Here is a 13,735-nt window from a genome sequence, read left to right as displayed (position 1 = left end):
AACGAGGGAACCCGCTTCACATGAACTTCGATATTGGAATCCCCCTGCCCGCGCTGCTGTCCCAGTTGCTGCTGGGGCTCGTCAACGGTGCGTTCTACGCGATGCTAAGCCTGGGCTTGGCCGTGATCTTCGGCCTGCTCAACGTGATCAACTTCGCGCACGGCGCGCTGTTTATGCTCGGTGCCGTGCTGGCGTGGGCCGGCATGGAATACGCTGGCCTAAGCTACTGGGTCATGCTGGTGCTGTCGCCGCTCGTGGTGGCAGTGATCGGCGTGGCCATCGAAAAGTCGATGCTGCGCTTCATCTACAAGCTCGACCACATCTACGGCCTGCTGCTGACGTTGGGCATCACGCTGGTGTTCGAAGGCGTGATGCGCTCCACCTACGGCGTCTCCGGCCTGCCCTACTCGCCGCCCGACGCGCTGCAAGGCGCCACGGACCTCGGCTTCATGGTGTTGCCGAATTACCGTGCCTGGGTGGTCGGGGCTTCGGTCGTGGTCTGCGTTGCCACGTGGTTCACGATCGAGAAGACCAAGCTCGGCGCCTACCTGCGCGCGGGCACCGAGAACCCCAAGATCGTGGAAGCCTTTGGCGTCAATGTGCCGCTGATGGTCACGCTGACCTATGGCTTCGGCGTGGCGCTGGCCGCATTTGCAGGCGTGCTAGCCGCCCCGGTGATCCAGGTGTCGCCGCTGATGGGGCAGAACCTGATCATCGTCGTGTTCGCAGTGGTTGTGATTGGCGGCATGGGGTCGATTATGGGGTCGATCGTCACTGGTCTGGCGCTCGGTGTCATCGAAGGTCTAACAAAGGTGTTTTACCCCCAAGCGTCTTCCACCGTCGTCTTTTTCATCATGGTAATCGTATTGCTACTTCGTCCTGCCGGACTGTTTGGGAGAGACAAATAATGAATGAACCTACAGGACAAGTGATCGAGGTAAGGCATTCTTCGGCGGGATCAGCGGAGCCTGAGCAATCTCAGTGGAAGGGACGGGCCATCGCATGTGTCGTTGTGCTTGCGGCGTTGACCTTGGCACCTTTTTACGGCGCATATCCAGTACTGGTGCTGAAGGTTCTTTGCTTCGCATTGTTCGCCTGTGCGTTTAACTTGCTGATCGGGTTCACGGGGCTGCTGTCATTCGGACATGCAGCATTCTTTGGTGGAGCCGGATACGTGGCCGGTTATGCAATGAAGGCGTGGGGCCTACCGCCGGAGCTCGGCCTTTTACTGGGGGCGGCAGCAGGGGCGACACTAGGCTATGTGGTGGGATCGCTGGCGATTCGTAGACAAGGCATCTACTTTGCGATGATCACGCTCGCTCTGGCTCAAATGCTGTACTTCATCTTTCTCCAGGCGCCGTTTACCGGAGGAGAGGACGGCTTGCAAGGTATCCCGCGAGGAAAACTATTTGGCACATTCTCCCTCGACAGCGATTTGGCGCTCTACTACTTTGCTATCGCGATACTTGTGGCGGCATTCGCTTTAGTCGTTCGAACCGTGCATTCGCCTTTCGGTCAAGTTCTGCGAGCGATCAAGGAGAACGAGCCGCGGGCAATTTCCCTTGGCTATGACACCGACAGATTCAAGCTCATTGCATTTGTGATCTCAGCGGGTCTATCTGCACTTGCGGGAACACTTAAGGCCCTGGTACTGGGTTTCGCAACCCTTACGGACGTGCATTGGACTATGTCGGGGGCGGTCATTCTGATGACGCTCGTGGGGGGACTCGGGACCCTAACCGGTCCAATTGTCGGTGCTGTCGTGATCGTTGCGATCGAAAACAAGTTGGGGGATGTCGGCGCGTTCCTGGCCAGTTCGACGGGTTTTACGTGGTTTGAGACGCTGGGTGAATCTGTGCCCATGGTTACTGGCCTGATCTTCATCGTATGTGTTCTGACTTTTCGGCAAGGACTGGTCGGAATGGCGGCGCGACTGTTCAGATCAGCCAAGTGATCACGTTCGCCTGCCACTTACATCCGTTGAACTAGATCGATACTGAGTCGATTAAGTCGAGACTAGAAACCCAAGTAGCCGCATCACAATTCTGTCCATCCAAACAGGAATCTTTATGACGTACGACCTTCCACAGAACGAACCCGTTCTCAGTTATAGCCCTTCCTCCCGCGAGCGTGCAGCTATTATCGCTGCCCTCCAGGAGCGCAGCGGTGTGGTTGAAGACATCCCGCTTGTCATCAGCGGGAAGCGGTATAACGGTCGCCGCAAGCAGTCACTGCATGCACCCCATGATCACCGGCGCCAGATCGCTTCGGTCAGTCAAGCCGGTGCCGAGGAAGTAAGCCAGGCGATCTCCGCCGCTGTTTGTGCGCAGCGTGACTGGGCCGCGATGCCTTTTCAGGCGCGTGCTGCGGTTTTCTTGCGTGCGGCAGACATGCTCGCTGGACCTTGGCGACAAAGGCTCAATGCCGCAACGATGCTGGGCCAGAGCAAGACGGTATTTCAAGCCGAAGTTGATTCGGCATGTGAACTGATCGACTTCCTGCGGTTCAACGTTTCGTTCGCGCGTGACATGCTGCAGCAGCAACCGATTTCCGGCCCGGGCATGCGCAATGCCATGGACTATCGGCCGCTAGAGGGCTTTGTTTACGCAGTGACGCCTTTTAACTTCACTGCGATCGCGGGAAATTTGCCCACGGCGCCAGCACTGCTCGGCAACACCGTCGTATGGAAGCCGGCGTTCACGGCTTCACTGAGCAACTACTTGTTTCTGGAACTGCTTGAGGCTGCAGGTCTGCCTCCTGGGGTCATCAATTTCGTACCCGGATCAGCAGCGACTGTATCGGAGGCGGTTTTGGCCTCGCCGGACTTTGCGGGGTTGCACTTCACTGGCTCTACGGAGGTGTTTGATTCCCTGTGGCAACAAGTCGCCCGACGACTGCCGGACTACCGTGGCTATCCTCGACTCGTGGGGGAAACCGGTGGGAAAGACTTTGTGCTTGCGCATGCGTCTGCCGATCCGGAGACGGTAGCCGTCGCACTCCTTCGGGGCGCCTTTGAATATCAAGGCCAGAAGTGCAGTGCCGCGTCGCGCGCATATATTCCCGCCTCCCTTTGGCCGCGGGTTAGAGCTCGACTGCTCGACGACTTGGCGACCGTGCGTATGGGTGATGTTGAAGATCTGGAGAACTTCATCGGTGCTGTCATCGACAAGAAAGCTTTCGAACGAATTTCAGGCTATATCAAAAATGCTCGCTCGGCGGGCGAGAACATCCTGGCCGGGGGTACGTGCGACGATAGTTACGGCTATTTCGTCACGCCAACTGTTATCGAAGTCAAGGATCCGCAGGCGGTCACAATGCGTGAAGAAATCTTCGGTCCAGTGCTTTCGGTGATGGTCTACCCGGACAACGCGTGGAAGGAGATTCTGGCGACTGTGGATAGTACGAGTCCTTATGCTCTTACCGGTGCGGTCCTTGCTAATGACCGGCAGGCAATGGAGGAGGCTAGCCAGCACCTTCGGTTCAGCGCAGGAAATTTCTACTTCAATGACAAGCCGACGGGCGCAGTTGTGGGGCAGCAGCCGTTCGGGGGAGGGCGCCGCAGTGGAACCAATGATAAGGCAGGCTCGGTATTGAACCTGCAGCGTTGGACGTCGCCGAGGACGATCAAGGAAACCTGGGTACCTGCAGCGGGCTATCGCTACCCGCACATGGACTGATCTTCCAATCGCCCGCAGTATGCAGCGCTGTTCAGAAATCGTAGCTCGGTTGAGAGAAGACATACGGACCGGGCAGTTGCCGATCGGAACAGTGCTGCGACAGGATGCGCTTTCGAAGCGGTTTCAGTCGAGCCGGATGCCAGTCCGCGAGGCGTTACTGCTGCTAGCGGCGGAAGGACTGGTTCGCCAAGAGCGCTACCGTGGTGCGACCGTTGTGGGACCCGACGAGACGTTGCGCCGCGATTGGATTGAGTTGCGTAGGGTGCTTCAGTGCCGTGCGCTAGGGTCGGCGGTGCCTTTGATGTCACCGGCCGATCTGGATGGAATCGAGGCGCTGTTCGAACTGCTGTGCAGCTTGGCAAATTCGACGATGGAACCGGCCCGATGCACTGAGTTGGAGGTGGCCTTGCAACTAGCCTTCATTTCAACGCATCCCAATCGAGCCATGGTGATGGTTCTGAATGACGCGATAAGAGGTTCGACGCCACCCTCCCATCGTCTGCACGGTATTCCGCTTCTTATGTTGGGAGCGATTGTGGCGCATTGTCGTTCGCGTCGACCCGCAGATGCTGTGTCGGCCTTGCGAAAATACTTGGAACAACTTGATGGGCTATCGCCCTAGTATGTAGCGTTGCGTAGCACTGCGGTAGCCACAGGTCGCGACTTCCAACATCCGCTCTTATTGCAGATGGCGGACAGCAATGCCGCATATTCCGTCGCGCGGTATGCAGCCACGAGCGACTAAAACGCAAAATGCAGATTCGCACATTTGCGCGCTAGTATCGTCGCAGCTAGTGTCCTGTTCCGCTGATTCGTTCACAAAGTCTATTTAGCTTGGCGAGAATCGAATCCGCGGTGGCCGTCCAGTTGAATGGCTTGCAATTCTGGTTGTAGTGAGCGACGAAGCGATCGATTTTTTGCACGAGCTCCTTGACCGAGGTGAACGAGCCACGACGGATGGCCTTGCCGGTGATGATCGAGAAAAAGCGCTCGACCTGATTCAACCAGGAACTGTAGGTGGGGATGAAATGCATGTGCCAGCGCGGACGGGCTGCCAGCCACGCCTTGACCTTGGGGTGCTTATGGCTGCTGTAGTTATCCACGATGCAATGCACATCGAGTTCGGCTGGAACGGCCTTGTCGATCGAACGCAAGAAGGCGAGGAACTCTTGGTGCCGATGACGCGGCTTGCACTCGGCCAGCACCGCACCGTTGAGTACGTTCAGCGCGGCAAACAGAGTCGTTGTGCCGTGACGGACGTAGTCGTGGGTGACACCCTCGACATAGCCCAGGCCCATGGGCAGCATCGGCTGAGTGCGCTCCAGTGCCTGGCACTGGCTCTTCTCATCCACGCACAGCACCAACGCGTTCTCGGGCGGGTTCAGGTACAGACCCACCACGTCGCGCAGCTTCTCGATGAAGAACGCGTCGGTGGACAGCTTGAAGGTCTCGCTACGATGCGGCTGCAGCCCCAACAGCTTGAAATAGCGGTGCACGCTGGTAGGCGAAATAGATGTCTCGGCCGCCACCGCCCGCACACTCCAGTGTGTCGACCCGTCAGCAGGCTTCGTATGCAGCGTCGTCTTGATGAGTTCCGCCACGCGCTCGTCGTCGATTGTGCGCGGCTTGCCCGGGCGCAATTCGTCGTACAGGCCATTGATGCGCCGTTCAAGGAACCGAGCGCGCCATTTGCCCACAGTGGCACGCGTGAGCTGCAGCCGTTTGGCGATCTCGCTGTTGGGCTCGCCTGTAGCCGCCGCCAAGACGATGCGCGCGCGCGTCACCAGCGCAGCCGGGATAGCGCGCGAACGCGCCATCGAAGCAAGTTGCGACTGTTCGTCTTGGCTCAACACCAGTTCTACCTTCGGTCGGCCCATTGGCATGCTGGTATCTCCCGTTCCGTTGATACCAACATCCTACGCAAACATAGATCGGTTAACAACGGAACAGGACACTAGCCTGGTAGGCTCGTATACCCTCTGGCCGCGAACGTAGGCAAAGATGTCCGCGTCGCTTCTAACCCCAAGTCCTGCCGTTCAATAGGATCGTCTCGAGCGTCCGCTCCTGTTTAGGTTTGTTTGATGCCTGCCCTTGGCTGCAGAACTCCAGGCGCATGAGGGCAGGCGTTGAACAAACCTCAAGGGAGGAAACCGCGGAGTCCGGCGATGCCGGTGATGCGGGCTATGGCGATTGATGGGTTCGGCCGATCCGTAGCGCTGTGGCTGGAAGGGCGAGGCAGGGCATCAGTCGGCTCCTGTCATGGCGCGACGGTCGGGGTAGATCAGGATTGTGTGGATAGGCTGAGCATGCAACATGGTCGAGCAAGTCGGCGAGCGCAACTGTCCGCTTGCGGCGCCGGATTCCGGAGCGCCGTCGGTTGAGTGGGAGATGTGGGACGTGCGGGCTCATGCGAGGGCTCGCTGCGGTGGCGGTCCGCGGATACAGGGACTGCGCGGGATGACCTCGATGATGAGCATCGGTGCGCCACAGTGCCGGCAAAGGAAGGACGGACGTGTAGCGACATCGGTGTCGTCAGGCGGAGCGGTCACCGTCGGCACGGCGTTCAATAGCTCGCGTGCCTTGATCAGATTCGCGCGGCGCACGGGGTTGGCAAGCAGACCGTAGTGGCGGATGCGATGGAAGCCGCCCGGTAGCACGTGCAGCAGGAAGCGCCGCATGAACTCTCCGACATCCAGCGTCATGGTCTTATAGCGCGTGCGTCCCTTGGCGCGGTAGTCCTTCCAGCGGAAGGTCACGCCACGTTCATCGAGCGAGACCAGGCGTGTGTTGGAGATCGCCACACGGTGGGTGTAGCGTGACAGGTAGGCCAGTACCGCTTCCGGTCCAGCGAATGGTCGCTTGGCGTAGACGACCCATTCGGTGACGCGTAGTGGCGCCAACCACTGCGCGAACGCGTCCGGGTCGGTGAGCGAACTGAACTCGCCAAAGAACTGCAGTTGCCCCATCGCGTGTGCTGTCTGGAGTGCCTCAAGGAAGCGCCGCCGGAACAGGCGGGAGAGCACGCGGACTGGCAGGAAGAAGCCCGGGCGGCAGGCCACCCAGCGTTCGCCATCCGGTGAGAGGCCGCCGCCGGGGACGATGCCGTGTACATGTGGATGATGCGTGAGTGCCGATCCCCAGGTGTGCAGCACCAGGGTGGCGCCGATCTGCGCTCCGAGGTGCTTCGGGTCGGCGGCGATGGTCCGGAGGGTGTCGGCGGCGACATCGAACAACAGTCCGTAGATCACCGCCTTGTTGTACCAGGCGATGGCGCCGATGTTTGCGGGAAGCGTGAATACGACGTGGTAGTACTCAATGGGGAGGAGGTCGTCGCTGCGTGCGTCGAGCCAGCGCCGGGCAGCATTGGCCTGACACTTGGGGCAATGGCGGTTGCGGCAGGAATTGTAGGCAACCTCAAGCTTGGCGCAGCCGGAGCAGCGCAGCACATGCCCACCCAGTGCCGCGGTGCGACACCGTTCAATGGCCGACATGACTTGCAACTGACTCAGGCTCAGGTGTGCAGTCTGTCGCCAGGCCGGCCCGTGGAGGCGGAAGATATCCGCGACCTCGAGCACAATGAGCTCGGTGGCAGGATCCCTAGTCGGAACGCAGGTGTTCGAGCGGGCTGATCACCTCGCGCAGCAGATCGGTGGCGACCTGGGTGTAGAGCGCTGTCGTCTCGAGCTTCTTATGTCCAAGCAGCACCTGAATCACGCGGATATCGACCTTCTGCTCCAGCAGGTGCGTCGCAAAGCTATGGCGTAGCGTATGCATGGATACGCGCTTGTCGATCTCTGCGGCCTGCGCGGCTGCGTGGCAGGCACGGTTGAGTTGCCGGGTGCTGAGTGACTCGATGGGATTGAGGCCCGGAAACAGCCAGCCACCATCGAGCATCTTGCCCTGAGCATGAGCCACGCGCCACCAGACGCGCAGGCGTTCGAGCAGGACTGGCGAGAGCATGGCGTAACGGTCCCTGCGACCCTTGCCTTGTTCGATCCGCAGGGTCATGCGCTCGCTGTCGATGTCACTGACCCTCAGCGCTACCACTTCGCTGGCGCGCAGGCCTGCGCCATAGGCGACCGCGAGCGCGGTCTGGTGCTTCAGGTTGCTGGCGGCAGCCAGTAACCTGCCGACTTCGTCGGGGCTGAGCACGACAGGCAGGACGCGCGGCACGCTCACCGGGCGCATCCTGGCCATCCGGTCGACGTCGCAGAGAGTCACCTCGAAGAAGAACTTCAGTCCGCTGATCGCGGCGTTGAGCGAGGTCGGTGAGATGCCGTGATCGACCAGATGGAGTTGATAGCGTCGCAGATCCTCGGTGCTGGCCGTGTCCGGCGAGCGGCCGAGAAAGGCTGCGAACTGGCACACGGCGCGGATGTAGTGGGTCTGAGTCTTGTCCGCGAGCTTGCGCATCCGCATGTCCTCAATCATGCGCTGGCGCAGCGGGCTGATGGTAGGCGTCGCGACTGACATGGCTGTGCTCCTGTCGAGAATCGAGGCCAATTGCCTCGGTCCTCAACATAGGGAACAGCACAGGCGGTTCAGTCACTTTGCGCGATGGCCGGAGGGTTACCGCGCGAGCGGTTTAGTGTACGCCCGTGAGAGCGTGCGATCTGCGGGGTGAAAGTCCCCGCCGGAGTTGGCCACAGCTCCGTAGCTGAAGGTAACTGCGTCGTCGCGAGGCGGGGTGGGGAGTAACCGGAAGCGAACTGTCGGTCCGTAGGCTAACGAACCTGTTTCGGCGGGGTATGGCGGCGAGCCTGCACTAAAGTGGCGAAGCCTGGAAGCAACACAGCACGCTGTCGTGGCGGATAAAGCGGTGCGGTGGCGTACCACGTGGTTGAGGACGGAACGATAGGACGGTAGCACGAAGCAAGCGGGGAGACCTGCCGGCGAGGTGAACGCTGGCAGGAGTCAGAGTCCCGATAGTACTGCACACGGAAGGGTAAAGCCGTGGAGACCTGCGTCAGAGCAAAAGGCGCACTAGGGAAGCGGGGCAGGAAAGTTGATAGCAAAAGACCGGAAGGAAGCAGAGATGAAGATCGAAGCATCGCCAGTGTCGGAAACGACTAGACGAGATGCAAACGCGCTGGGAAGCTGCGTGCAGCGGAAATTCGCGTCAGCTTCAATCTGGACGGACGCTATGTTGGCTGCTCTACAAAACGGAGTTAAGGGAGGTAAATGGCACAGTCTGATTGACAAGGTGTTTCGCCTGGACACGCTCGCGCTGGGATGGGCTCAGGTCGAGAAGAACGCCGGGGCGGCGGGAGTGGACCGCATGAGCGTGAAGCGATTCGCGCAAGCGCGGGACCGCTATCTTGCTGAACTGGCGCATGCATTGCAGGACGGTAGCTATCGCCCGCAGCCGGTGCGGCGCGTCTACATACCGAAAGGTAAAGGACGTCGCCCGCTCGGTATACCCGCTGTGAAGGACCGCGTAGTTCAAGCGGCCCTGAAGCTGGTCATCGAGCCGATCTTCGAGCACGAGTTCGAGCCAAGAAGCTACGGCTTCCGCCCGGGCTTGGGATGCAAGGAGGCGCTCCGAGAAGTTGACCAGCATGTGAAAGCGGGTTACTGCTGGGTGGTCGATGCTGACCTGCAAAGCTATTTTGACTCGATCCCACACCTGCCCCTTCTCGCGAGAGTGGCCGGGCGAATCGCGGACGGCCGAGTTCTGGAGCTCGTCCAGTCCTTTCTCAAGCAAGACATCATGGAAGACATGACGCGTTGGACGCCGACTTCTGGCAGTCCGCAAGGGGCGGTTGTCAGCCCCCTGTTGGCAAATCTGTACCTGCACGAACTTGACGTAGAAATGCGCCAGGCAGGGCTGGTCATGGTGCGCTACGCGGATGACGCCGTGGTGTTATGCCGTACGCGTGAGGAAGCAGAAGCTGCTTTCACTCGCCTGCGGGCTTGGGTGGACGCTAACGGCTTGAAACTGCATCCCGATAAGACCCACATTGGGGACTGCCGGTTGCAGGGTCATGGCTTCGAGTTTCTGGGTTACCGGTTCGAGGCGGGCCAACGCTGGGTGCGCAAGAAGAGTCTGATGGGGCTGCGGGATCGAATCCGTGCCCTGACCAAGCGCCACCGGGGCGATTCGATCGAGAGCATCATCGCGTCGATCAATCCGATCCTGCGGGGCTGGTTCGGATACTTCCGGCATGCCCACCGATACACCTTCTCGTCCGTCGACGGCTTTGTTCGTCGTCGACTGCGAGCGGTCCTGCGCCGACAGCTACATCGTCCAGGTCAGGGCCGATGCTTTCGCGATCACAGTCAATGGCCAAATGCCTTCTTCGCCAATCTTGGGCTGTTCACGATGTACGAGGCTCATCAATTGGCGCGCCAATCCCGATGTGGAAACAACTGACTGGAGAGCCCGTCGCGGGAAAACCGCACACCGGGTTCGGAGGGAGGGGACGGCGAAAGCCGTTTCCTACCCCTATCCACTGGCCGCCAAGCGACCTCCGCCGGTCGCGAGCCGGTTGGCTATCGGCCGTTAGCGCTCCGTGCCCCCAAACGACCGAAGTTTGTTGCCAAACTCGATCATTCGCCAATTCGTCGCCACGCCGGCAGCGTTTAGCCGAGTGTGTCATGCTCCCCGGCATCGCGGCTGCGTGTGTGGCCGGCCCAATCGACTGGGTGCCGACCGGCGCCTACATGGGCTACGCCAACACGCTGAAGGTGCCGTCCTATGTGCTGTTCGGGATCGAAGCCAGGTACGAATTTCGAGTGTGGCGTGACGGTGTTCCTTGACGCACGCAACCTGGCCAACAAGCGCTATGTCAGCGACTTCAGCACGGTCGCTGACGCGCGAACGGCCAATACCTCGGTGTTCTATCCCGGTGTGGGCCGAGCGTTTTACGCCGGGGTCAAGTACAAGTTCTGATTATTACCGCTGTGGCTCTTGGTGGTCGTCGCTTCAAGCACTGCGCAGACGCACATGGCCGTCAAGTGTATGTATCAGCAGCTCAGCCCTCTCTCGCTGTGCGTAGTCCCATCCCGCAGCGATCGCTGCTTCCAACGTGGCAAAGCGTAGGGGCTCTCGCAGGTGGTCTACCTGGAGGGCCCAGCCACATTCGGCAGGTACGACGCGGATGCTTCGCGCGAGCATTGATCTCTCCTGGAGCTCGTGGGCCGCCGCGGCGTCGCAGGTCGCCCCCATAAAAGGAGTCCGCTACAAAGAGCGGGCGTCGTGAAAGCCGAATGGGGGAGCGCATTCGACAGGGTCGATATTGCCCATCTATGTTCTCGGTAGCATATCCCTACTTAAGAGGGGCGGGCGTCGCGCCATTGCATCACTTCTGTAGGTTCGCACGTCTTTGCAGAAGGAATTTCGCATGCTGATATGGACATCGCGGCTATGAGCGAGCAAATGCGGCGTCTTGGCTTCGAAGGGCAGATTTACATTATGGATGAAGCAGTAGCTGGCACAGAGGGCCAACGCAAACACCCCAGATCCTTCGGAGTCGTGCCGCTCGGCGTGTGCAGTGGCGTCAGAAAGCGGTCGGTGCGAGGCGTTCAGATCTTAGGAGGATCGCATGGTGCCATCCCGTCGCGGCCATCGACCAGCAACTCCACTGCGAAATCCCCATAGTAAAGGTACAGCCCGCCGCCATTGCTTGGAAGTGAATATGTGAAACGAGCGACCAAGAGGAGGCAATTTCTGGAAACCCTGTGCTCCGACCTCGCTATTCACTTCCAGCCCCGGTCCCCCATCGGCGGGCTGTATCGCGAAGGTTACGAAATTGCAACAGTGCACGGTATGAGCCATATGGCGTATTTGGAAAGGAAGCAAAACAGATTACCCCCAAAGCAGGGATCGGCGGGCCGAGATCAATCAATCTGGCTGGTTGGGAATCAAGGCACTAGCCTGGGTAGAACTTGCGAGGGCAGACGTGGTAGCGTGAGCCTTCAGCCCGCCTACAATCTTACGCGACACCACTGTTACGACGCGAGGCTACGAAATCCCGATATCCAAGGTAAAGCAGGCTCGATCTCGCCTCCTCGGGTTCGCCGAATTGGAGCAGGAGGTGGGCATTGAATCATAGGTTGTCCGCGAGCGCTTCGCATTGAAGGAATTTCGTAACGAAGTGGAATGGTATTGCCGCTGCGGCTCTTGTCGCCGCCGCAAGCTCTGCTCAGACGCACTTGTCCGTCAAGTGCGCTGCCTCTTCGACTATTTGGTTGCACCAACAACCACGCCTTCCCGTCGACTATTGCCCGTTGAGGCTATGCTACGCGTACGGCTGGGAAACTCACCGTTTGCTGAACATCGCGTCCTGCATCAACGAGGAAGAGGGCAAAGTTTCAATGAGTTTGCGAGCCCAAAGGAGCCCTCGATATTGGGCGGTTTCGCTATTTTCGTAATGACCCAATGATTCCGACTCTTGGACTATTCGCTCCCGCAAACGTACGCGCCCTTGTGCCTCAAAGCCACCGTCGCCATTGGGGCTTGCGAAGCCTTCTGCGATGTATCCACGATAAGCTTCGATAGACATAGGGCTTTCCTTCCTTAGGGCAACAATCTGCGCCTAGCACAAGTAAGTGAAATCTTAAGAGATGTTGATTGGGAATGCCAGTCGTCGGAAAGTCAGTCGAAATCTGTCGGGAGAGGGCGGGACGGTAGCAAGCCAGTTACCCGCTATCGGACCCTACTCGATCGTTCGGCGTTTCTCGGGGGAACGTCAGCTTTTGCCGCCGCTTCGGCGCCCTGGCGCAGACGTAAGCCACGCCCAGGGAGGCGTAGCGAAGCCGCACTATCTCTCGATAGCGCACGACCAAACCTGCAAGGCGATGGTGCGGACGGAAGATCGGTGAGTGATCTTCAATGTCAGCGCAGAGATGCGCCCAGATCATCTCGGCCTCCGGGGTCTGGTCGGCTTCGCCACGACCGATTGCCTGAGACATCTGGTCGAGTGTGGAGTATCAACGCCGCGCATATGAGACCGAAGCCTAGGCGCGGCGCGACGAGCGCAACCAGCGTTGCGGTCGTGAAGCCCGCAAGGACAGCAAGTGATCGGCGCCTCGCGACACGCCGCATCCGTCGTGCGGACATCTGCGTAGCGTCCGCACGAGTACAGGACCATTATGGTCACGATCACCGCGAAGACCGCGTCTGAAAATGCAGTCAGCCGATCCGCGGTTATCGTTCCTTCACGCATAGCGCGCTCCTTGGAGCGAGCAAGAACTTGGTCACGTGATGATGACGGTGAATCCTGTGTCCGGAATCCACTCTCAATCGATCCGGTTTCAGCAAGATCCAACTGCACAGACAGTCGTTGCCGCATTACGGGAGGTGACATTCATGACGCTAATATCAGATTTCGACGCGGTTTAATACAGATCCGCAGCGGATCGTGCTGCACCACTTGTACGCCGCTGCCTAGGACCGGACCGACGCCTCCGTCACCCTCCGGTTTTTTGTCCGCGCCCTTTGAGCTCAGTCCTCGCTGGTTGGCCAGCGCAGGTCGCGACCACATCAAACAGCGTCCTCCACGCAACTTCTGGATGGTTGGCCCGGCCAGATTGGCTGCCTCCACCCCCTTGTCCTTGTTACGAGGTGATGAAATCGCGTAGGGTCCGTGGTCTACCTGTGGCCATAAGCGTCTTAGTGTTTCCCCGATTGTCTTATCGAATGTATGCACCAATAATCCTGCCCTCTGCCGGCACCATATTGGCGCATCGACGCTCGAGGGCCATGTTCAAGAACAACAAGATAGGAGGAGGCCCGCGTGTTTCGATTTGAGTATGGGGCGACCAATGTCTACGCACTGCTTGGCTTCGCGGACGCCGAGGAAATTCCGCTCAAGGCGGAAATCGTGAAGGACATGACGGCATGTATAAGAGCCGCGGGCCTTACCGTGTCCGACGCTGCAGCCATGCTCGGGACACTTCCGTCGGATCTCGCCCTGGTTCTCTGCGGCAAGTTTCAAGACATCGGCGCAGAGGAGTTGCGCGGTTGGCTCGCGCGCCTTAGCTCGCGGTTGTGGTGATTGCAGCGCCATCACCCCGAAGAGGGTTGTCCGGCCAAGCCGGTATCCAGCACCATTCGG

The 13,735-nt window shown here is 59.4% G+C and carries 11 protein-coding genes and 1 pseudogene; 7 read left to right on the top strand and 5 right to left on the bottom strand.

Features of this window, described 5'->3' with window-relative positions; translation table 11 throughout:
- Positions 1 to 20 precede the first annotated feature (20 nt).
- The 4 genes from ABNX08_RS38060 (at position 21) to ABNX08_RS38045 (ending at position 4,299) form a co-directional block, all read left to right on the top strand.
- The gene (locus ABNX08_RS38060) at positions 21 to 908 is read left to right on the top strand and encodes a branched-chain amino acid ABC transporter permease (protein ID WP_022540258.1); all 888 of its coding nucleotides are present in this window, start codon (positions 21 to 23) and stop codon (positions 906 to 908) included.
- Entirely contained in the window at positions 908 to 1,954 is a 1,047-nt protein-coding gene (locus tag ABNX08_RS38055; protein ID WP_022540257.1) for a branched-chain amino acid ABC transporter permease, read from the top strand. Before ABNX08_RS38060 ends, ABNX08_RS38055 begins: the two co-directional genes overlap by 1 nt.
- Positions 1,955 to 2,069: 115 nt before the next feature.
- Positions 2,070 to 3,677 (top strand): L-glutamate gamma-semialdehyde dehydrogenase, encoded by a 1,608-nt coding sequence (gene pruA / locus ABNX08_RS38050; protein ID WP_349607656.1) that lies wholly within the window; start codon positions 2,070 to 2,072, stop codon positions 3,675 to 3,677.
- 19 nt (positions 3,678 to 3,696) lie between these two features.
- Positions 3,697 to 4,299 carry a GntR family transcriptional regulator gene (locus ABNX08_RS38045; RefSeq protein WP_367576173.1) on the top strand — a complete coding sequence of 201 codons (603 nt, stop codon included), beginning with the start codon at positions 3,697 to 3,699 and terminating at the stop codon, positions 4,297 to 4,299.
- Positions 4,300 to 4,468: 169 nt separating this feature from the next.
- Here ABNX08_RS38045 and ABNX08_RS38040 read toward each other — a convergent pair whose 3' ends face one another.
- From ABNX08_RS38040 to ABNX08_RS38030, 3 genes are all read right to left on the bottom strand, one after another.
- Positions 4,469 to 5,560 carry an IS630 family transposase gene (locus tag ABNX08_RS38040; RefSeq protein WP_022540255.1) on the bottom strand — a complete coding sequence of 364 codons (1,092 nt, stop codon included), beginning with the start codon at positions 5,558 to 5,560 and terminating at the stop codon, positions 4,469 to 4,471.
- 522 nt (positions 5,561 to 6,082) lie between these two features.
- Positions 6,083 to 7,252 (bottom strand): IS91 family transposase, encoded by a 1,170-nt coding sequence (locus ABNX08_RS38035; RefSeq protein WP_022540238.1) that lies wholly within the window; start codon positions 7,250 to 7,252, stop codon positions 6,083 to 6,085.
- Between the two features lie 22 nt (positions 7,253 to 7,274).
- Positions 7,275 to 8,150 carry a site-specific integrase gene (locus ABNX08_RS38030; protein ID WP_022540237.1) on the bottom strand — a complete coding sequence of 292 codons (876 nt, stop codon included), beginning with the start codon at positions 8,148 to 8,150 and terminating at the stop codon, positions 7,275 to 7,277.
- A gap of 562 nt (positions 8,151 to 8,712) precedes the next feature.
- On the opposite strand from ABNX08_RS38030, the gene ltrA reads away from it, so the two are divergent.
- The gene (ltrA, locus tag ABNX08_RS38025) at positions 8,713 to 10,050 is read left to right on the top strand and encodes a group II intron reverse transcriptase/maturase (RefSeq protein ID WP_349604517.1); all 1,338 of its coding nucleotides are present in this window, start codon (positions 8,713 to 8,715) and stop codon (positions 10,048 to 10,050) included.
- A gap of 251 nt (positions 10,051 to 10,301) precedes the next feature.
- Positions 10,302 to 10,569, top strand: a pseudogene (locus ABNX08_RS38020) (TonB-dependent receptor); the annotation flags it as partial.
- 33 nt (positions 10,570 to 10,602) lie between these two features.
- On the opposite strand, the gene ABNX08_RS38015 reads toward ABNX08_RS38020, so the two are convergent.
- Together ABNX08_RS38015 and ABNX08_RS38010 are read right to left on the bottom strand one after the other, a co-directional pair.
- A complete protein-coding gene (locus ABNX08_RS38015) occupies positions 10,603 to 10,794 on the bottom strand; it encodes a DUF2188 domain-containing protein (RefSeq protein ID WP_022540251.1) in 192 nt (63 codons plus the stop codon).
- A 1,144-nt stretch (positions 10,795 to 11,938) separates the two neighbouring features.
- Positions 11,939 to 12,181, bottom strand: a complete 243-nt coding sequence (locus ABNX08_RS38010) for a hypothetical protein (RefSeq protein WP_349604514.1) — start codon at positions 12,179 to 12,181, stop codon at positions 11,939 to 11,941.
- A 1,233-nt stretch (positions 12,182 to 13,414) separates the two neighbouring features.
- Here ABNX08_RS38010 and ABNX08_RS38005 point away from each other — a divergent pair.
- Entirely contained in the window at positions 13,415 to 13,675 is a 261-nt protein-coding gene (locus tag ABNX08_RS38005) for an XRE family transcriptional regulator (protein ID WP_022540250.1), read from the top strand.
- Positions 13,676 to 13,735 lie beyond the last annotated feature (60 nt).

Origin of the sequence: Cupriavidus sp. DF5525 (genome assembly GCF_040149425.2) — a bacterium.
Classification (GTDB): domain Bacteria; phylum Pseudomonadota; class Gammaproteobacteria; order Burkholderiales; family Burkholderiaceae; genus Cupriavidus; species Cupriavidus pickettii_A.
This window is presented reverse-complemented; position numbering and strand designations above follow the sequence as displayed.

Excerpts from the sequence above, each read along its gene's own strand:
- ABNX08_RS38010 (WP_349604514.1), bottom strand. The coding sequence starts at position 12,181 with ATGTCTATCGAAGCTTATCGTGGATACATCGCAGAAGGCTTCGCAAGC.
- ltrA (WP_349604517.1), top strand. The coding sequence starts at position 8,713 with ATGAAGATCGAAGCATCGCCAGTGTCGGAAACGACTAGACGAGATGCA.
- ABNX08_RS38040 (WP_022540255.1), bottom strand. The coding sequence starts at position 5,560 with ATGCCAATGGGCCGACCGAAGGTAGAACTGGTGTTGAGCCAAGACGAA.
- pruA (WP_349607656.1), top strand. The coding sequence starts at position 2,070 with ATGACGTACGACCTTCCACAGAACGAACCCGTTCTCAGTTATAGCCCT.
- ABNX08_RS38045 (WP_367576173.1), top strand. The coding sequence starts at position 3,697 with ATGCAGCGCTGTTCAGAAATCGTAGCTCGGTTGAGAGAAGACATACGG.
- ABNX08_RS38015 (WP_022540251.1), bottom strand. The coding sequence starts at position 10,794 with ATGCTCGCGCGAAGCATCCGCGTCGTACCTGCCGAATGTGGCTGGGCC.
- ABNX08_RS38030 (WP_022540237.1), bottom strand. The coding sequence starts at position 8,150 with ATGTCAGTCGCGACGCCTACCATCAGCCCGCTGCGCCAGCGCATGATT.
- ABNX08_RS38060 (WP_022540258.1), top strand. The coding sequence starts at position 21 with ATGAACTTCGATATTGGAATCCCCCTGCCCGCGCTGCTGTCCCAGTTG.
- ABNX08_RS38055 (WP_022540257.1), top strand. The coding sequence starts at position 908 with ATGAATGAACCTACAGGACAAGTGATCGAGGTAAGGCATTCTTCGGCG.